This window comes from Streptomyces roseofulvus, assembly GCF_039534915.1.
Classification (GTDB): Bacteria; Actinomycetota; Actinomycetes; order Streptomycetales; family Streptomycetaceae; genus Streptomyces; species Streptomyces roseofulvus.
Window position 1 is genome coordinate 4,589,611 of sequence record NZ_BAAAWE010000001.1, and the last position, 17,290, is coordinate 4,606,900.

The window sequence follows — 17,290 nt, forward strand, 5'->3', positions numbered from 1 at the left end:
TTGGGTGATGCCAGGAAACGTAGAACTCCTAGGTCAAGGGGGGCGTCCGATGCGCTACTTCGAGGACTTCCGGCCCGGCGACGTCCATGAACTGGGCACCGTCACCGTCACCGCGGAGGAGGTGCTGGAGTTCGGCCGGCGCTTCGATCCGCAGCCCTTCCACACGGACCCGGAGCGGGCGAAGGACTCGCCGTTCGGCGGCCTGATCGCCAGCGGCTTCCACACCCAGTCGCTCTTCATGCGGCGGTACGTGGACGGCCTGCTGGCCTACAGCGACTGCCTCGGCTCGCCCGGCATCGACGAGGTCCGCTACGTGCGCCCCGTGCGCCCCGGCGACGTCCTGACCGCGCGCGTCGAGATCCTCGGCGCCACCCCGTCGCCGTTCAATCCCGCCACCGGCACCGTCAAGCCGCGGTGCACGCTCGTGGCCGCCGACGGGACGGCCGTGTTCAGCATGATCCTGCACAGCATCTTCCGCCGGCGCCCCGCCGACACCGAGGCCGCGCATCCGTCGTCGATGCCCGCGGCCGAGGACCCCGTCGGCTGCACGGGCGCCCGGGCCAAGGTCTGTGTCCCGGTCATGACCGCCTGACGGGGGCGTGCTCCGCCCCGACGGGTCCGTATGCCCGTCGGCCGGAACCGCCCGCCCCCGCCCGGCCCTGGACACGGCCGTCCGTATCACCGGAGCCGTCACCGGAGCCGTCACCGGCCCCGCCACCGGAGCCATCACCGGAAACCAACCGAAGGGAGACCTCCCGTGGAGGCCGTATCCCGCACCGCCCAGTGGACCGCCGCCGCGCGTGCCCTGGAGACCGAGCGCGAGGACCGGCTGTTCGCCGATCCGTACGCGCGCACCGTCGCCGACGAGACCGGCGTCGAGCTGCTGAAGCGTTACGCCGGCGGCGGCATCGTGCCGTTCCTCGCCATCCGCACCACCTACCTCGACCGGGCCATCGTCCGGGCGGTCCAGGAGCGCGGCATCCGCCAGGTCGTGTTCCTCGCCGCCGGCATGGACACCCGCTTCTACCGGCTGCCGTGGCCCGACGGCGTCACCGTCTACGAGCTCGACCGCCCCGCGCTCCTCGACGCCAAGGCCCGGATGCTGAAGGACGAGCCGCAGCCGGCCGGCCGCACCCGCGTCGCCGTCCCCGTCGACCTCACCCAGGACTGGACCGGCCCGCTCAAGGAGGCCGGCTGGAAGAGCGACGAGCCGGTCCTCTGGGTCGTCGAGGGCCTGCTCTTCTTCCTCCCCGAGCAGGCCGTCCGCACCCTGATCGCGACCCTCGCCGCCCACTCCGCGCCGGGCACCGTACTGCTCGGCGACGTCATCTCCCGGGCCGCCCTCGTCAACCCGCTCGCCCGCGACTTCATGAAGGCGCTGGAGGAGGACGGCAACCCGTGGCTCTTCGGCACCGAGGAGCCCGAGGAACTGCTCGCCGAATGCGGCTGGTCCGTCCGCGAGGTGAAGCAGCCCGGCGAGGACGGCGCCGACTTCGACCGCTGGCCCTACCCGGTCCCGGACCGCGCGATCCCGGGCATCCCCCGCTCCTTCCTCTTCACGTGCGACCTGCCGGCCGCGCCCGGATACGACCAGGAGGCGGCCGCGTGAGCGCCCACGACTTCCACCAGCGCGTCATCGGCGACGCCGGCGCCGCCGTCCGCGGCCTGACCGTCGCCCTCGGCGAACGCCTCGGCCTCTACAAGGCCCTCGCCTCCGAAGGGCCGCTCACCGCCGCCGGGTTGGCGCGGGCGACCGGCACGAACGAGCGGTACGTCGAGGAGTGGCTGCACGCCCAGCTCTCCGCCGGGTACGTCGAGCGGCACCCGAGCTCGCTCACGTACACCCTCCCCGCGGACCACGCCGAGGTGCTCGCCGACCCGAAGGCCGTCACCTTCGCCGCCGGCTTCTTCACCGCCCTCAAGGCGCTGTACGCCACCGAGGACCTGCTGGTCGAGGCGTACCGCACCGGCGACGGCGTCGGCTGGGCCGAGCACGACGCGGCCCTCGACACCGGCATGGGCTCCTTCTTCCAGCCGGCGTACGAGCACAAGCTCGTCCCCGAATGGCTGCCCTCCCTCCACCAGGTCACCGAGAAGCTGCGGAACGGCGGCACCGTCGCCGACGTGGGCTGCGGCGTCGGCCACACCACCCTCCTCATCGCGAAGGCGTTCCCGAACGCCACCGTCCACGGCTTCGACTACTCGGAGGAGGCCATCGCGATCGCCCGCGAGCTGGCCGAGGAGGCCGGCCTGTCGGACCGGGTCGTCTTCGACGTCGCCTCCGCCGACGACTACCCCGGCTCCGGCTACGACCTGGTCTGCTTCTTCAACGCCCTGCACGACATGGGCGACCCGGTCGCCGCCGCCCAGCACGTCCACAAGTCGCTGGACGCCGACGGCACCTGGATGCTCGTCGAGTCGAACGTCTCCCCGCAGGACGTCGACACCCAGACCCCCGCCGCCCGCATGTTCATGGCCCTGTCCGCCGTGATGTGCCTGCCGGTCGCGGTCGCCCAGCGCGGACCGCACGCGCTCGGCAACCACTCCGGCGAGAAGGCGTTCCGGGCGATCGCCGAGGAGGCCGGCTTCACCCGCTGGCGGCGCGCCACCGAGACCCCGGTGAACGCGGTCTACGAGGTCCGCCCGTAACCCGGCGAGTGAGCCGCAGACACGAAGGAGCCAGAACCATGGGCGTCGCCGCCCCCCTGCCGGTCAACGACCGCTTCCTGGAGGTCCTGAACCGCCTCAGCGAGCGCTCGGTCGAGGACTACTACAACCCGTACCAGACCTTCCAGTGGCCCGAGACCCTGGAGGAGAACCGTTTCTGGATGACGCCGGAGCTGCTCACCGTCTACGGCACCGAGCACTACGACACCCTCGGCGAGGAAGCGCTCCAGCGCCTCTCCAAGTGGGAGTCGATCAACTTCTACAGCCTCAACGTGCACGGCATCCGCGAGCTCCTCATCGAGGTCGTCGGCCGCATCCACATGCCCGGCTTCGAGGTCCCCTCCGACTTCTTCCACCACTTCATCGGCGAGGAGAACGAACACATGTGGTTCTTCTCCGAGTTCTGCCGCCGCTACGGGCACAAGATCTACGGCTCCACCGCCATGCGCGCCGACGCCGCCTGGGAGCCCGAGGTCGAGAACTTCCTCGTCTTCACCCGGATCCTCTTCTTCGAGGAGCTTGTCGACCACTACAACTCCCGGATGGCGAAGGACGACTCCCTCTGCCACACCATCCGCGAGGTCAACCGCATCCACCACCAGGACGAGTCCCGCCACATCGCCTTCGGCCGCGAACTCGTCTCCCTCCTCCACCAGCGCATGCGCGAGGCCGTGCCCGCCGCCCGCGTCCGGGAGGTGGAGGCGTACCTCAAGCGGTACGTCGTCTACAGCGTGAACTCCCTCTACAACCCCCACGTGTACCGGGACGCCGGCCTCCCCGACCCGCTCGGCCTGCGCAACGCCCTGATCGCCGACCCGTCCCGCCGCGCCCACGAGCGCAAGGCGATCCGCAAGCCGCTCGCCTTCTTCCTGAAGACCGGGATCTTCTCGGACGACACCCTGCCCGTCCTCTGAGACCGCCCGGGAGCACCCACCCGAGAGCCCTCACCCGAGAGGTGCACCGACCATGACCGCCACCCTCCCCGAGACCACCGGGGCGACCAGGGGCCTGCCGTCCCTGGGACCGGAGGGGACCCGCCTGCTGCGGCTCCTCGACGACACCTTCGAGAGCTGGGGCGTGTCCGCGGGCGCCCGCCCGATGACCATGCCCCCGCTGCTGCCCGCCGCCGACCTGGCACGGCTCGACTACTACGACAACTTCCCCCACCAGGCCGTCCTCGCCGCCCCCCTCGACCTGGAGAAGCGGCTCACCACGCCCTTCGACGGCACGCACGGCCACTGGCCGGCCGCCGCCCTCGAACCGGCCGGCCTCGGCCTGCCCTCCGCCTCCTGCTACGCCGTCTACCTGGACCACCAGGGCCGGCAGGTCGCCGACGACACCCTCGTCACCGTCTGCTCGTGGTGCTTCCGCAAGGAGACCCACTACGAGGGCATGCGCCGCCAACTCGGTTTCCGCATGCGGGAGATCGTCGCCATCGGTACCCGCGAGCACGCCGAGGACCACCTCACCGCGTTCACCGCCCGCGTCGACGCCTTCGCCGAGGCCGTCGGCCTCAGCCTGCGGAAGGAGGCCGCCTGCGACCCCTTCTTCGACAAGGGCGGCTCGAAGGCGCTCCTCCAGCGGCTCACCCCGGTGAAGTACGAGTTCCTGTACGAGGACCTGGCCATCGCCTCGGTCAACACCCACCGGAACTTCTTCGGCGAGCGCTGCGCCATCACGCTCGCCTCGACCGGCGGCCCGGCCTTCACCAGCTGCGTCGCCTTCGGCCTGGAACGCTGGCTGTCCGCGCTGACCCGTCGCCACGGCGGCTGGGAGGCGGCGACCCGGGCCGTCCTGGACGCGGCCGGGCCGGTGATCTGACGTGCCGGCCCGTCCCGTCGCCCCGCCGGCGGGCGGCCTGGGCTGGGCGAACCTCGGCATGGACATCGTGTCCGTCAACCGTGTCCGCCGGCTCCTCGCACAGTACGGGGAGCGCTTCTTCGAGCGGATGCTCACCCCCGGCGAACTCGCCGACTGCCGCACCGCCACCGGGCTCGACGTGCTGAGCCTGTGCGGACGGATCGCGGCCAAGGAAGCGGCCTTCAAGACCCTACGGGTCAGGGGCAGGTTCCTGCCCTGGCCGGACATCGTGGTGCGGCGCTCCGACGGCGGCTGGCCGCTCGTCGAACTCCACGGCTCCGCCGCCGAGATGGCCGCCGGATCCGGCATCGCCGAGATCACCGTGTCCATCAGCCACGACGTGGACTACGCGGTGGCGGTCGCCGCCCCGATCATCGCCCCCACCCCACCCGCGCAACCGAGTTGAGGAGAACCCCCATGGCCGACGGCCTGCAGCAGATCAAGAACTGGATCCTGGAGCGCCACCCGGAGCGCCAGGACATCGCCCCCGACCTCGACCTCATCGAGAACCGGCTGATCGACTCCCTCTCCTTCGTGGAGTTCGTCTTCCTGCTGGAGCAGGAGAGCGGCGTCTCCATCCAGATGGAGACCCTGGAGGTCGAGGTCATCCGCAGCCTCGGCGCCATCGAGCGGCACTTCTTCCCGGCCCAGGTGGAGGTCCAGGCATGAGCGGCGGCCGCCTCTTCACCTCGGAGTCCGTGACCGAGGGCCACCCCGACAAGATCGCCGACCGGATCAGCGACACGATCCTGGACGCGCTGCTCGCCCAGGACCCGGCGGCCCGAGTGGCCGTGGAGACGCTGATCACGACCGGCCAGGTCCACATCGCCGGCGAGGTCACCACCACCGCGTACGCGCCGATAGCGCAGCTGGTGCGGGACGCCATCCTGGACATCGGCTACGACTCCTCCGCGAAGGGCTTCGACGGCGCCTCCTGCGGCGTGTCGGTGTCGATCGGGGCCCAGTCCCCGGACATCGCGCAGGGCGTCGACACCGCGCACGAGGCCCGGGTCGAGGGCGTGGGCGACGAGCTGGCCGCGCAGGGCGCCGGCGACCAGGGCCTGATGTTCGGCTACGCCTGCGACGACACGGCCGAGCTGATGCCGCTGCCGATCGCGCTCGCCCACCGGCTCTCCCGCCGGCTGTCCGAGGTCCGCAAGGACGGCACCGTGCCCTACCTGCGGCCGGACGGCAAGACGCAGGTCACCATCGAGTACGACGGCGACCGCCCGGTCCGCCTCGACACGGTGGTGGTGTCCTCACAGCACGCCGCCGACGTCTCCGTCGAGGGCCTGCTCACCCCGGACGTGCGGGAGTACGTCGTCGAGCACGTCCTGAAGGAGCTCGTCGAGGAGGGCGTCGTCCTGGAGTCGGACGGCTACCGGCTGCTGGTCAACCCGACCGGCCGCTTCGAGGTCGGCGGCCCGATGGGCGACGCCGGCCTGACCGGGCGGAAGATCATCATCGACACGTACGGCGGCATGGCCCGGCACGGCGGTGGCGCGTTCTCCGGCAAGGACCCCTCCAAGGTGGACCGCTCGGCCGCGTACGCGATGCGCTGGGTCGCGAAGAACGTCGTCGCGGCGGGGCTCGCGCGCCGCTGCGAGGTGCAGGTGGCGTACGCCATCGGCAAGGCGGAGCCCGTCGGGCTGTTCGTCGAGACCTTCGGCACCGAGACCGTCCCCGTCGACCGGATCCAGCGGGCCGTCAGCGAGGTCTTCGACCTCCGCCCGGCGGCGATCATCCGCGACCTGGACCTCAAGCGCCCGGTGTACGCGCAGACCGCCGCGTACGGGCACTTCGGCCGCGAACTCCCCGACTTCACCTGGGAACGCACCGACCGCGTCGACGCCCTCAAGTCGGCGGCGGGGGTCTGACGGTCATGCGGATCGCTGTCACGGGTTCCATCGCGACCGACCATCTGATGACCTTCCCCGGCCTGTTCGGCGAGCAGCTGCTCGCCGACCGGCTCGACCGGGTCTCCCTGTCGTTCCTCGCCGACAACCTGGAGGTCAGGCGCGGCGGAGTGGCAGCGAACATCGCCTTCGGCCTGGGCGTGCTCGGCCTGCGCCCCGTGCTCGTGGGCGCGGTCGGCGCCGACTTCGAGCCGTACCGGGTCTGGCTGAAGGACCACGGCGTCGACACCGACGCGGTGCGGGTCAGCGAGACCCTGCACACCGCCCGGTTCGTCTGTACCACCGACCGGGACCAGAACCAGATCGCCACCTTCTACGCGGGGGCGATGGCCGAGGCGCGCGAGATCGACCTCCGCGAGGTCGCCGCGCGCACCGGCCGCCCGGACCTGGTCCTGGTCTCCCCGGACGACCCCGAGGCGATGCTCCGGCACACCCGCGCCTGCCGCGACCTCGGCATCCCGTTCGCCGCCGACCCCTCGCAGCAGCTCGCGCGGCTCGACGGCGCGCAGGTGCGGGAGCTGGTGGACGGGGCCCGGTTCCTGTTCACCAACGAGTACGAGACCGCCCTGCTGCGGGAGAAGACCGGCTGGACGGAGGCGGAGGTCCTGCGCCGGGCCGCCACCTGGGTCACCACCCACGGAGAGGCGGGCGTACGGATCCGGGGCGCCGGCCGCGACCGGCTGGCCGTCCCCGCCGTCCCCGTCCCCCGCGTGGTCGACCCGACCGGCGTCGGCGACGCCTTCCGGGCCGGCTTCCTCGCCGCCACCCTGTGGGGCGTCCCCGAGCGGTGCGCCGCCCAGCTGGGCTGCGCGGTCGCCGCGACCGTCCTCGACTCCGTCGGCACCCAGGAGTACCGGCTCCGCCGGGAGCCGCTGCTCGACCGGATCAGGACCGCCTACGGGCCCGCCGGCGCGGCCGCGCTCGCCCCGCATCTGAGGGGGACGGCATGAGGCGTTCCCTGCGGGAGGAGTTCGCCCGGCGGGTCGTCGTCGCGGACGGCGCCATGGGCACCATGCTCCAGGCCGCCGACCCCACCCTCGACGACTTCACCGGCCTGGAGGGCTGCAACGAGATCCTCAACGTCACCCGGCCCGACCTGGTCGCCGCCGTCCACCGGGAGTACTTCGCGGCGGGCGTCGACTGCGTCGAGACCAACACCTTCGGCGCCAACCTGGCCGCGCTCGCCGAGTACGGCATCGAGGACCGCGTCCACGACCTGTCCGAGGCGGGCGCCCGGGTGGCCCGCGAGGTCGCCGACGCCTGCACCGCCGAGGACGGCAGGCCCCGCTGGGTCCTCGGCTCCATGGGCCCCGGCACCAAGCTCCCCACCCTCGGCCATGTCGCGTACGGGCCGCTGCGCGACGCCTACCAGCAGAACGCCGAGGGCCTGGTGTGCGGCGGCGCCGACGCCCTGCTCATCGAGACCTCGCAGGACCTGCTCCAGACGAAGGCGGCCGTCGTCGGCGCCCGTCGCGCCCTGGACTGGATCGGCCTGGACCTCCCGGTCATCGTCCAGGTGACCGTGGAGACCACCGGCACCATGCTCCTCGGCTCGGAGATCGGCGCCGCCCTGACGGCCCTGGAGCCGCTGGGCATCGACATGATCGGCCTGAACTGCGCCACCGGCCCGGCGGAGATGGCCGAGCACCTGCGCCACCTCGCGCGGCACGCCCGGATCCCGCTCTCGGTGATGCCGAACGCGGGCCTGCCGGTGCTGACCTCCGACGGCGCCCACTACCCGCTGAGCCCGGAGGAACTGGCCGACGCGCAGGAGCAGTTCGTGCGGGAGTACGGGCCGGCGCTGGTGGGCGGCTGCTGCGGGACGACGCCCGCGCACCTGCGGGCCCTGGTGGACCGGGTCCGGGGCGCGGCCGTCCTGGACCGCAGTCCGGCCGCCGAGCCGGGCGCGGCCTCGCTCTACAGCCACGTCCCGTTCCGGCAGGACACCTCGTACCTCGCGATCGGCGAGCGGACGAACGCGAACGGGTCGAAGAAGTTCCGCGAGGCCATGCTGGACGGCCGCTGGGACGACTGTGTGGAGATGGCGCGGGACCAGATCCGCGAGGGCGCGCACATGCTGGACCTGTGCGTGGACTACGTGGGCCGGGACGGCGTCGCCGACATGGAGGAGCTGGCGGGCCGTTTCGCGACCGCCTCGACCCTGCCGATCGTGCTGGACTCCACCGAGGTGGACGTCCTGCGCGCCGGACTGGAGAAGCTGGGCGGCAGGGCCGTCGTCAACTCGGTCAACTACGAGGACGGCGACGGGCCGGAGTCCCGCTTCGCGAAGGTCGCCGCGCTGGCGCGGGAGCACGGGGCCGCGCTGATGGCGCTGACCATCGACGAGGAGGGGCAGGCCAGGACGGCGGAGAAGAAGGTCGAGATCGCGGAACGCCTGATCGCCGACCTGACCGGGAACTGGGGGATCCGCGAGTCGGACATCCTCATCGACACGCTGACCTTCACCATCTGCACCGGGCAGGAGGAGTCCCGGAAGGACGGCATCGCGACGATCGAGGCGATCCGCGAGCTGAAGCGCCGCCATCCGGAGGTGCAGACGACGTTGGGCCTGTCGAACATCTCCTTCGGCCTCAACCCGGCCGCCCGGCTCGTCCTGAACTCGGTCTTCCTCGACGAGTGCGTGAAGGCCGGCCTGGACTCGGCGATCGTCCACGCCTCCAAGATCCTGCCGATCGCCCGGCTCGAACCCGAGCAGGTCGAGGTGGCGCTGGACCTGATCCACGACCGCCGGCGCGACGGCTACGACCCGCTCCAGCGGCTCCTGGAGCTCTTCGAGGGCGCCACGACGAAGTCCCTCAAGGCCGGCAAGACGGAGGAGCTCCTCGCCCTGCCACTGGAGGAGCGCCTCAAGCGCCGGATCGTCGACGGCGAGAAGAACGGCCTGGAGGCGGACCTCGACGCGGCCCTCGCCGGGCGCCCCGCCCTGGAGATCGTCAACGAGGTGCTGCTCGACGGCATGAAGACGGTCGGGGAGCTGTTCGGCTCCGGGCAGATGCAGCTGCCGTTCGTGCTCCAGTCCGCCGAGGTCATGAAGACCGCGGTGGCCCACCTGGAGCCGCACATGGAGAAGTCCGACGCCGCCGGCAAGGGCACCATCGTGCTGGCCACCGTCCGCGGCGACGTCCACGACATCGGCAAGAACCTCGTCGACATCATCCTGTCCAACAACGGCTACGACGTCGTCAACATCGGCATCAAGCAGCCCGTCTCCGCCATCCTCGAAGCCGCCGAGGAGCACGACGCCGACGTCATCGGCATGTCCGGCCTGCTCGTGAAGTCCACCGTGATCATGAAGGAGAACCTGGAGGAGCTCAACGGCCGGGGCCTCGCCGAGCGCTACCCGGTGATCCTCGGCGGCGCGGCCCTGACCAGGGCCTACGTCGAGCAGGACCTCCACGAGCTGTACGGCGGCGAGGTCCGCTACGCCCGCGACGCCTTCGAGGGCCTGCGGCTCATGGACGCGCTGATGGCGGTGAAGCGGGGCGTTCCCGGGGCGGCCCTGCCGCCGCTGAAGCAGCGGCGGGTCCCCCGGCGGGAGACTCCGCTGGAGGTGCGCGAGCCCGAGCCGGCCGGCCGTTCCGACGTCGCCGCCGACAACCCCGTACCCGAGCCCCCCTTCCTCGGGACGAAGGTCGTCACCGGCATCCCGCTCGCCGACTACGCCCCCTGGCTCGACGAGACGGCGCTCTTCAAGGGCCAGTGGGGGCTCAAGGACTCCGGGACGGTCGAGGCGGAGGGCCGGCCCCGGCTGCGCGCCCTCCTCGACCGGATCGCGCGCGAGGACCTGGTGGACGCGGCCGTCGTCTACGGCTGGTTCCCGTGCGTGTCCAAGGGCGACGACCTGATCGTCCTGGACGAGGACGGAGGCGAGCGGACCCGCTTCACCTTCCCCCGCCAGCAGCGGGGCCGCCGCCTCTGCCTCGCCGACTTCCACCGGGCCGAGGAGTCCGGCGAAGTCGACACCGTCGCCCTCCAGGTCGTCACCGTCGGATCGCGGATCGGGGAGGAGACCGCCCGGCTCTTCGCCGCCGACGCCTACCGCGACTACCTCGAACTGCACGGCCTGTCGGTGCAGTTGGCGGAGGCCCTGGCCGAGTACTGGCACGCGCGCGTGCGGCGCGAATGGGGCATCGGCGGCGCCGACCCGGCCGGTCTGGACGGCATGCTGCGCACCGAGTACCAGGGCTGCCGCTACTCGCTGGGCTATCCGGCCTGCCCGGACCTGGAGGACCGGGCGAAGATCGCGGCGCTGCTGCGGCCGGAGCGGATCGGCGTGCACCTCTCCGAGGAGTTCCAGCTCCATCCCGAGCAGTCCACCGACGCGATCGTCGTCCACCACCCGGAGGCGAGCTACTTCAACGCGGGAGGCCGTCGCCTGTGAACCCCACCTTCTCGTTCGAGTTCTTCCCGCCGAAGACGGACCGGGGCGAGCAGGCCCTGTGGGACGCGATCCGGCGCGTGGAGGCGCTGAAGCCGGACTTCGTGTCCGTGACGTACGGGGCGGGCGGTTCGTCGCGCGACCGGACCATCGGCGTCACGAAGCGGCTCGTCACCGAGACCACCCTGCGGCCCGTCGCCCACCTCACCGCCGTCGGCCACTCCGTCGCCGAACTGCGCGCGATCATCGGCGCGTACGCCGACGCCGGCGTCCGGGACGTCCTCGTGCTGCGCGGCGACCCGCCGGGCGACCCGCGCGGGGCGTGGACCCCGCACCCGCAGGGTTTCACGTACGCCTGCGAACTGGTCGAACTGGTGCGTTCGCTGGGCGACTTCAGGATCGGCGTGGCGGCCTTCCCCGAAGGCCATCCACGGTCCGAGAGCGCGGCCGCCGACCTCGCGCACTTCGTCGCCAAGTGCCGCGCGGGCGCCGACTACGCGATCACGCAGATGTTCTTCGACCCGGAGGACTACCTGAGGCTGAGGGACCGGGTCGCCGCCGCCGGCTGCGACACCCCGATCATCCCGGAGATCATGCCCGCCACCGACGTCCGCCAGATCCGCCGCTTCGCCGAACTGTCGGACGCCGCCTTCCCCGAGGACCTGGCACACCGCCTGGAAGCGGCCAAGGACGACCCGGCCGCCGCGTACCGCATCGGCGTCGAGCACGCCACACAGATGGGCCTGCGCCTCCTCGACGAGGGCGCGCCGGGCCTGCACTACATCACGCTCAACAAGTCGACCGCGGCCCTGGAAATCCACCGAACCATCCTCAGCGCAAGGAGAGTTGCAGCCCATGTCTGACACCACCCCCTTCTCCGACTTCAAGGTCGCCGACATCGGCCTCGCGGACTTCGGCCGCAAGGAGATCACCCTCGCCGAGCACGAGATGCCCGGCCTGATGGCGATCCGCCGCGAGTACGCCGAGCAGCAGCCCCTCGCGGGCGCCCGGATCACCGGCTCCCTCCACATGACGGTGCAGACCGCCGTCCTCATCGAGACCCTCGTCGCCCTCGGTGCCGAGGTCCGTTGGGTGTCCTGCAACATCTACTCCACCCAGGACCACGCGGCCGCCGCGATCGCCGCCGCCGGCATCCCCGTCTTCGCCTGGAAGGGCGAGACGCTGGAGGAGTACTGGTGGTGCACCGAGCAGGCCCTGACCTGGCCCGGCGCCGACGGCCCCAACATGATCCTCGACGACGGCGGCGACGCCACCCTCCTCGTCCACAAGGGTGTGGAGTACCGCAAGACCGGCGCCCTGCCGGCGGCCGTCAACGAGGAACTCGCCGTCGTCCGCGCCCTGCTGGAGAACAGCCCGCTGGACTGGCCCGCGCTCGCCGCCGGCATCCGCGGCGTCACCGAGGAGACCACCACCGGCGTCCACCGCCTGTACGAGATGCACCGCGACGGCCTCCTGCTCTTTCCGGCGATCAACGTGAACGACGCCGTGACGAAGTCGAAGTTCGACAACAAGTACGGCTGCCGCCACTCCCTGATCGACGGCATCAACCGGGCCACCGACGTCCTCATCGGCGGCAAGACGGCGGTGGTGTGCGGTTACGGCGACGTCGGCAAGGGCTGCGCGGAGTCCCTCCGGGGCCAGGGCGCGCGTGTGATCGTCACGGAGATCGACCCGATCTGCGCGCTGCAGGCGGCGATGGAAGGCTACCAGGTGACGACCCTCGACGAGGTCGTCGAGACGGCGGACATCTTCATCACCACGACGGGCAACAAGGACATCATCATGGCGTCCGACATCGCCCGGATGAAGCACCAGGCGATCGTGGGCAACATCGGCCACTTCGACAACGAGATCGACATGGCCGGCCTGGCGAAGATCCCGGGCATCGTGAAGGACGAGGTCAAGCCGCAGGTCCACACGTGGACCTTCCCCGACGGCAAGGTCGTCATCGTCCTGTCCGAGGGGCGCCTCCTCAACCTGGGCAACGCGACGGGCCACCCGTCCTTCGTGATGTCGAACTCCTTCGCGGACCAGACGCTGGCCCAGATCGAGCTGTTCACGAAGCCGGAGCAGTACCCGACCGACGTCTACACCCTCCCCAAGCACCTGGACGAGAAGGTCGCCCGCCTCCACCTCGACGCCCTCGGCGTCAGGCTGACCGTCCTCAGCGACGACCAGGCCGCCTACCTCGGCGTCCCCGTCGACGGCCCGTACAAGCCCGACCACTACCGCTACTGATGTGTACCGAACGCGACCCCTGGCTCCCGGACCGGCTCCTGCGGACCGAGCGGGACCTGCTGATGCCGCTGCTGCGCCGCACCCCCGAGGAGGCGTACGAGCTCCGCACCGCCTGCCCCGGCTGGACCGCCCGGCAGGTCCTCGCGCACTGCGCGGCGGCGCTGGTCCGGATCGTGGAGGGCCGCCTCGAAGAGGGCGTCTTCCTCCCCGAGTGCAACGCCCGCGACGTCGCCGAGCGCGCGGACTGGCCGCTCGGCCGGATCCTCGACGAGCTGGAACGCGGCCTCACCGAGGCCGGACCGGTGATCGCGGAACACGAGGACGGGCGGCTCGACGCGGTGGCGCTCGGCGAGTGGGTGCACGCCGGGGACGTCCGCGAGGCCTTCGGCGAGCCCGGCGCGTACTGCGGCGAGGCCCTGGCCCTCGCCCTCCCGCTGCTCTCCGTCACCAGCCGCAGGCGGGAGACCCCGCGCCTGGTCGGGCGGCTCGCCGACCACGCGGAGGAGGTGGCCCTCGGCAACGCGATCGAGGGCCGGCCGCCCGCCCGCTTCGACGGCGACGCCGCCACCCTCATCCGCATCTACGCGGGCCGCCCCCTGGTCCGCACCCGGTACGCCCTCACCGGCGCCACCGAGCAGGAACTGCTGATCTACCGCTGACGCCTCCCGCCGCCCGTCACGGGCTCCCGGAGGTCTCGCCCGTTCGGTCCCCGTCGCGGTGCGGGCCCCCGGGGGCGGCGGTGTGCTGGTCGTGACCCCCCACCCCCGCACCCACGGGAGCAGCAGCATGGCCGTCATCGTCACCGTCGAGATCCCCGGCGGCACCCAGGAGCAGTACGAGGCCACGACCGGCCGGCTCACCGACGCCGAGTGGTGGCCCCCGCAGGGGTTCCTCGCCCACGCGGCCGGGCCGGACGGTTCGGGCGGCTGGCGGGTGGTGGACTTCTGGGAGTCCGAGGAGGACTTCCTCGCCTTCGCGGCCCAGGCGCGCCCGATCTTCCAGGAGCAGGGCATGCCGCCGATCCTGCCGAAGTTCCAGGAGGCGGCGAACGTCATCATCGGCTGAACCGCCCCGCCGCGGTCGGCGAAAACCCTTTGCGGGGCGGGCCGGTGGCGGCCCACCCTTCCCCCATGAGCAGTCATCCCTCCCCCCGGCCCGTCGCGGAGCTCTTCTCCGCCGACGGCCGCCTCATCGCGATCCCGCGCCGCCCGGCCCGCCGTGCGGCGCTCCTCGCCCACCTCGCCGAGACCCTCTTCGAGTCCGGCCGCGTCTACCGCGAGACCGAGGTCAACGAGGCCCTCAAGACGGTCCACGAGGACTACCCCGCGCTCCGCCGCTACCTGGTCGTCGGCGGCCTGCTCGCCCGGACGAAGGACGGCGCGGCCTACCACCGACAGCAGTCGACCCCGGCCACCGGAGGCGCGATCCCCGCCGTCGCGTGACCGCCGCGGTGGTGGCCGGCCTGCTGGCCGGCTACGGCATCGCGATCCCGGTGGGCGCCGTCGGCGCGCACCTGGTGGCGGTCGCGGCCCGCAGCCCGTGGCGTACGGCGGCGGGCGCGGCGCTCGGCATCGCGACGGCCGACGGGGTGTACGCCCTCGTCGCGGTCGTCGGCGGGGCGGCGCTCGTGCCGCTCCTCGCGCCGGTGGCGGCGCCCCTGCGCTGGGTGTCCGCGGGCGTCCTGCTGGTCCTCGCGGCGGCCTCGGCCCGTACCGCGCTCCGCGCCCACCGCGCCGGGACCCCGCCCGGCGAACGGCCGGTGACGGCCCCGCACCGGGCCTTCTGGACCTTCCTCGGGATCACGGTCCTGAACCCCATGACGGTCCTCTACTTCACGGCCCTCGTCCTCGGCGGCCACGCCACGACGGGCCCGGCCGAAGGGGCCGTCTTCGTCGCCGCGGCCTTCGCCGCCTCGGCGAGCTGGCAGCTCCTCCTCGCCTCCACCGGCACGCTCCTCGGCCACGCCCTGACGGGCGCCCGCGCCCGGCTCCTCACGGGCCTGGCGTCGAGCGGCCTGATCGCGGTCCTCGCGGTGGGGCTGGTGGTCTGAGCCGCTGTCCGACCGGGATCCGAGCGGTGTCCGAGCCGCCGTCCGACCGGGATCCGAGCGGTGTCCGAGCGTCTCCGAGCGGACGGTTCCGGATTGCCCGCGCGGCCCGATCGCGTCATGATCCCCGCTGTCGTCCTGACGATCGGGGGAGAACATGACGGGGCGGGTACTGACGCGCGGGCTGCGCCGGAGACATCTGGCGATGATCGCGCTCGGCGGGGCCATCGGCGCCGGGCTCTTCGTGGGCTCGGGAGTGGGGATCGCGGCCGCCGGGCCGGGCATCCTCGTCTCGTACGTCCTCGCCGGCGCGCTCACCGTGCTGGTGATGCGGATGCTCGGCGACCTCTCCGCCGAGCGGCCGGTCACCGGCTCCTTCGCCGAACACGCCCGGCGGGCCTTCGGCGGCTGGGCCGGCCTGCTCGCCGGCTGGATGTACTGGGCGCTGCTCGTCGTCAGCGTCGCCGCCGAGGCGATCGGCGCGGCCCGCATCGCGCACGGCTGGCTCCCCGCCGTGCCGCCGTGGGCGTGGGTCGCCGTCTTCATGACCGTCTTCACCGCAGCCAACCTGACCGGCGTACGCCGCTTCGGCGAGCTGGAGTTCTGGTTCGCCGGCCTGAAGATCGCCGCCATCGCGGCCTTCCTGCTCCTCGGCGCCGCCGCCCTGGCCGGCCTCGTCGGCGGCGTCGCCGCACCCGGCACCGCGCACCTCACCGGCGCCGGCGGCTTCCTGCCGCACGGCTGGCACGGCGTCGCCGTCGGCATGGTCGCCGCCGTCTTCGCCTTCGGCGGCCTGGAGACCGTCACCATCGCCGCCGCCGAGTGCGAGGACCCGGCCGGCGCCGTCCGCACCGGCGTCCGCGCCGTCATGTGGCGGGTGGCCGTCTGCTACCTCGGCTCGATGGCCGTCATCGTGGCCCTCGTCCCGTGGAACGCGCCCGGCGTCGCCGACGGCCCGTACACCGCCGTCATGGAGCGGATCGGCGTCCCGGGCGCCGCCGACGTCATGAGCGCCGTCGTCCTCGTCGCCCTGCTCTCCGCGATGAACGCCAACATCTACGGCTCCTCCCGCATGCTGTACGCCCTCGTCGACCGCGGCGACGCCCCGCCCGCCCTCGGCCGCGTCCGCGCCGGCGTCCCGCACACGGCCGTCCTCGCCTCGGCCGCCTTCGGCTTCGCCTCGGTGGTGCTCAGCCTGCTGTGGCCGCGCACGGTCTTCCCGTTCCTGCTCAACTCGATCGGCGCGGCCATCCTGATCGTGTGGGCCCTGATCGCCGGCGCGCACCTGCGCCTGCGCGGCCCCTCGGCCGCCTCGCTCACCGCGCTCGCCGGCATCGGGGCCGTCCTGCTCTTCATGCTCGGCGACCCCGCGAGCCGCATCCAGCTGCTCACCACCGGCGGGTGGGCGGCGGCGCTGCTGGTGTGGGCGGCGGTCAGGCGCCGGTGGCGTACCGCGCCAGGAACAGGTCCACTCCCGAGCCGATGATCCGCTCCAGCTCGGCCTCCTCGATCTCCGCGTCCGGGGAGAAGGTCCGCACGAGCTGCGGCACCCCGACCGTCGCCGCGACCAGCTGCTGCACCGCCAGCTTCGGGTCCGGCGCGTCGAGGACGCCGCGCTCGTGCAGCTCGGTGAACGCCTCGACCAGCGGCCCGTTGTTCATGTCGTAGCTGACGCGGTACCAGAGCTGGCCGAGCTGCGGGAACCGGTCGATCTCACCGATGACGAGCCGCCGCAGCGACATGATGTCCGGCCGCAGCAGGATCCGCGCCCAGTCGGTCGTCAGCTTCAGCAGCGCGGACCGCAGGTCGGGGGCGGCGGCGATGGTCGAGTTGGTCGGCTCCAGATCCGCGTACGTCTTCGGCAGCACCCCGCCGATGACCGCCAGGAACAGCCGCTCCTTGCTGCCGAAGTGCTTGTAGATCGTCGCCTTCGACACCGCGGACCGGGCCGTGATCGCGTCCATCGACGCGGCCGAGTACCCCTCCGCCAGGAACTCCGTCAGCGCCGCGTCGATGATCGCCTGCCGCTTCCGCGAGGCCGCGTCGGCGGGGTCCGGGATGACCGGGATCCCGTACTCGTCGAGGACGTCCTTGCTGGCGGCCATGGCGGTACGTCCTCGGGGTAGGGGAGGGGGACGGTCC

18 protein-coding genes are annotated in these 17,290 nt (G+C 72.4%); 17 read left to right on the forward strand and 1 reads right to left on the reverse strand.

What is annotated here, in order from left to right; translation table 11 throughout:
* Positions 1-49 precede the first annotated feature (49 nt).
* The 17 genes from ABFY03_RS21170 (at position 50) to ABFY03_RS21250 (ending at position 16,634) form a co-directional block, all read left to right on the forward strand.
* A complete protein-coding gene (locus tag ABFY03_RS21170) occupies positions 50-592 on the forward strand; it encodes a MaoC family dehydratase (protein ID WP_319009161.1) in 543 nt (180 codons plus the stop codon).
* A 165-nt stretch (positions 593-757) separates the two neighbouring features.
* Positions 758-1,609: a class I SAM-dependent methyltransferase gene (locus ABFY03_RS21175; RefSeq protein WP_319009162.1), complete on the forward strand. Its 852-nt coding sequence runs from the start codon at positions 758-760 to the stop codon at positions 1,607-1,609.
* The gene (locus tag ABFY03_RS21180) at positions 1,606-2,649 is read left to right on the forward strand and encodes a class I SAM-dependent methyltransferase (RefSeq protein WP_346170610.1); all 1,044 of its coding nucleotides are present in this window, start codon (positions 1,606-1,608) and stop codon (positions 2,647-2,649) included. Before ABFY03_RS21175 ends, ABFY03_RS21180 begins: the two co-directional genes overlap by 4 nt.
* Before the next feature lie 38 nt (positions 2,650-2,687).
* On the forward strand, positions 2,688-3,581 hold the full coding sequence (locus tag ABFY03_RS21185) for a diiron oxygenase (RefSeq protein WP_319009164.1): 894 nt from the start codon (positions 2,688-2,690) through the stop codon (positions 3,579-3,581).
* 52 nt (positions 3,582-3,633) lie between these two features.
* Positions 3,634-4,488 (forward strand): class-II aminoacyl-tRNA synthetase family protein, encoded by an 855-nt coding sequence (locus ABFY03_RS21190; protein WP_319009165.1) that lies wholly within the window; start codon positions 3,634-3,636, stop codon positions 4,486-4,488.
* A gap of 1 nt (position 4,489) precedes the next feature.
* Positions 4,490-4,933, forward strand: coding sequence for a holo-ACP synthase (gene acpS, locus ABFY03_RS21195; protein WP_051717726.1), 444 nt, complete (start codon positions 4,490-4,492; stop codon positions 4,931-4,933).
* A gap of 11 nt (positions 4,934-4,944) precedes the next feature.
* Positions 4,945-5,196 carry an acyl carrier protein gene (locus ABFY03_RS21200; protein WP_319009166.1) on the forward strand — a complete coding sequence of 84 codons (252 nt, stop codon included), beginning with the start codon at positions 4,945-4,947 and terminating at the stop codon, positions 5,194-5,196.
* The gene (metK, locus tag ABFY03_RS21205; RefSeq protein WP_319009167.1) at positions 5,193-6,404 is read left to right on the forward strand and encodes a methionine adenosyltransferase; all 1,212 of its coding nucleotides are present in this window, start codon (positions 5,193-5,195) and stop codon (positions 6,402-6,404) included. The genes ABFY03_RS21200 and metK overlap by 4 nt, the downstream gene beginning before the upstream one ends.
* 5 nt (positions 6,405-6,409) lie before the next feature.
* Complete coding sequence (locus tag ABFY03_RS21210) at positions 6,410-7,393, forward strand: carbohydrate kinase family protein (RefSeq protein WP_346170611.1); 984 nt, start codon at positions 6,410-6,412, stop codon at positions 7,391-7,393.
* Positions 7,390-10,845 carry a methionine synthase gene (metH, locus tag ABFY03_RS21215; protein ID WP_346170612.1) on the forward strand — a complete coding sequence of 1,152 codons (3,456 nt, stop codon included), beginning with the start codon at positions 7,390-7,392 and terminating at the stop codon, positions 10,843-10,845. The genes ABFY03_RS21210 and metH overlap by 4 nt, the downstream gene beginning before the upstream one ends.
* Positions 10,842-11,705 (forward strand): methylenetetrahydrofolate reductase [NAD(P)H], encoded by an 864-nt coding sequence (metF, locus tag ABFY03_RS21220; RefSeq protein WP_319011197.1) that lies wholly within the window; start codon positions 10,842-10,844, stop codon positions 11,703-11,705. Before metH ends, metF begins: the two co-directional genes overlap by 4 nt.
* Positions 11,698-13,101: an adenosylhomocysteinase gene (ahcY, locus tag ABFY03_RS21225; RefSeq protein ID WP_346170613.1), complete on the forward strand. Its 1,404-nt coding sequence runs from the start codon at positions 11,698-11,700 to the stop codon at positions 13,099-13,101. Before metF ends, ahcY begins: the two co-directional genes overlap by 8 nt.
* Positions 13,101-13,760, forward strand: coding sequence for a maleylpyruvate isomerase family mycothiol-dependent enzyme (locus ABFY03_RS21230; RefSeq protein WP_319011897.1), 660 nt, complete (start codon positions 13,101-13,103; stop codon positions 13,758-13,760). The genes ahcY and ABFY03_RS21230 overlap by 1 nt, the downstream gene beginning before the upstream one ends.
* 127 nt (positions 13,761-13,887) lie before the next feature.
* Positions 13,888-14,166 (forward strand): hypothetical protein, encoded by a 279-nt coding sequence (locus ABFY03_RS21235; RefSeq protein WP_319011898.1) that lies wholly within the window; start codon positions 13,888-13,890, stop codon positions 14,164-14,166.
* Between the two features lie 65 nt (positions 14,167-14,231).
* Complete coding sequence (locus ABFY03_RS21240) at positions 14,232-14,543, forward strand: DUF2087 domain-containing protein (RefSeq protein WP_319011899.1); 312 nt, start codon at positions 14,232-14,234, stop codon at positions 14,541-14,543.
* A complete protein-coding gene (locus ABFY03_RS21245) occupies positions 14,540-15,151 on the forward strand; it encodes a LysE family transporter (protein ID WP_346170614.1) in 612 nt (203 codons plus the stop codon). Before ABFY03_RS21240 ends, ABFY03_RS21245 begins: the two co-directional genes overlap by 4 nt.
* Positions 15,152-15,305: 154 nt before the next feature.
* Positions 15,306-16,634, forward strand: coding sequence for an amino acid permease (locus tag ABFY03_RS21250; RefSeq protein WP_346170615.1), 1,329 nt, complete (start codon positions 15,306-15,308; stop codon positions 16,632-16,634).
* Here ABFY03_RS21250 and ABFY03_RS21255 read toward each other — a convergent pair.
* A complete protein-coding gene (locus ABFY03_RS21255; protein ID WP_346170616.1) occupies positions 16,582-17,253 on the reverse strand; it encodes a TetR/AcrR family transcriptional regulator in 672 nt (223 codons plus the stop codon). The two genes, ABFY03_RS21250 and ABFY03_RS21255, sit on opposite strands and share 53 nt — an antisense overlap.
* Positions 17,254-17,290 lie beyond the last annotated feature (37 nt).

What these genes read in the sequence shown, in the direction of transcription:
- ABFY03_RS21170 (WP_319009161.1), top strand. Translation starts at nt 50, where the DNA reads ATGCGCTACTTCGAGGACTTCCGGCCCGGCGACGTCCATGAACTGGGC.
- ABFY03_RS21185 (WP_319009164.1), top strand. Translation starts at nt 2,688, where the DNA reads ATGGGCGTCGCCGCCCCCCTGCCGGTCAACGACCGCTTCCTGGAGGTC.
- ABFY03_RS21190 (WP_319009165.1), top strand. Translation starts at nt 3,634, where the DNA reads ATGACCGCCACCCTCCCCGAGACCACCGGGGCGACCAGGGGCCTGCCG.
- ABFY03_RS21200 (WP_319009166.1), top strand. Translation starts at nt 4,945, where the DNA reads ATGGCCGACGGCCTGCAGCAGATCAAGAACTGGATCCTGGAGCGCCAC.
- metK (WP_319009167.1), top strand. Translation starts at nt 5,193, where the DNA reads ATGAGCGGCGGCCGCCTCTTCACCTCGGAGTCCGTGACCGAGGGCCAC.
- ABFY03_RS21210 (WP_346170611.1), top strand. Translation starts at nt 6,410, where the DNA reads ATGCGGATCGCTGTCACGGGTTCCATCGCGACCGACCATCTGATGACC.
- metH (WP_346170612.1), top strand. Translation starts at nt 7,390, where the DNA reads ATGAGGCGTTCCCTGCGGGAGGAGTTCGCCCGGCGGGTCGTCGTCGCG.
- ahcY (WP_346170613.1), top strand. Translation starts at nt 11,698, where the DNA reads ATGTCTGACACCACCCCCTTCTCCGACTTCAAGGTCGCCGACATCGGC.
- ABFY03_RS21230 (WP_319011897.1), top strand. Translation starts at nt 13,101, where the DNA reads ATGTGTACCGAACGCGACCCCTGGCTCCCGGACCGGCTCCTGCGGACC.
- ABFY03_RS21235 (WP_319011898.1), top strand. Translation starts at nt 13,888, where the DNA reads ATGGCCGTCATCGTCACCGTCGAGATCCCCGGCGGCACCCAGGAGCAG.
- ABFY03_RS21240 (WP_319011899.1), top strand. Translation starts at nt 14,232, where the DNA reads ATGAGCAGTCATCCCTCCCCCCGGCCCGTCGCGGAGCTCTTCTCCGCC.
- ABFY03_RS21250 (WP_346170615.1), top strand. Translation starts at nt 15,306, where the DNA reads ATGACGGGGCGGGTACTGACGCGCGGGCTGCGCCGGAGACATCTGGCG.
- ABFY03_RS21255 (WP_346170616.1), bottom strand. Translation starts at nt 17,253, where the DNA reads ATGGCCGCCAGCAAGGACGTCCTCGACGAGTACGGGATCCCGGTCATC.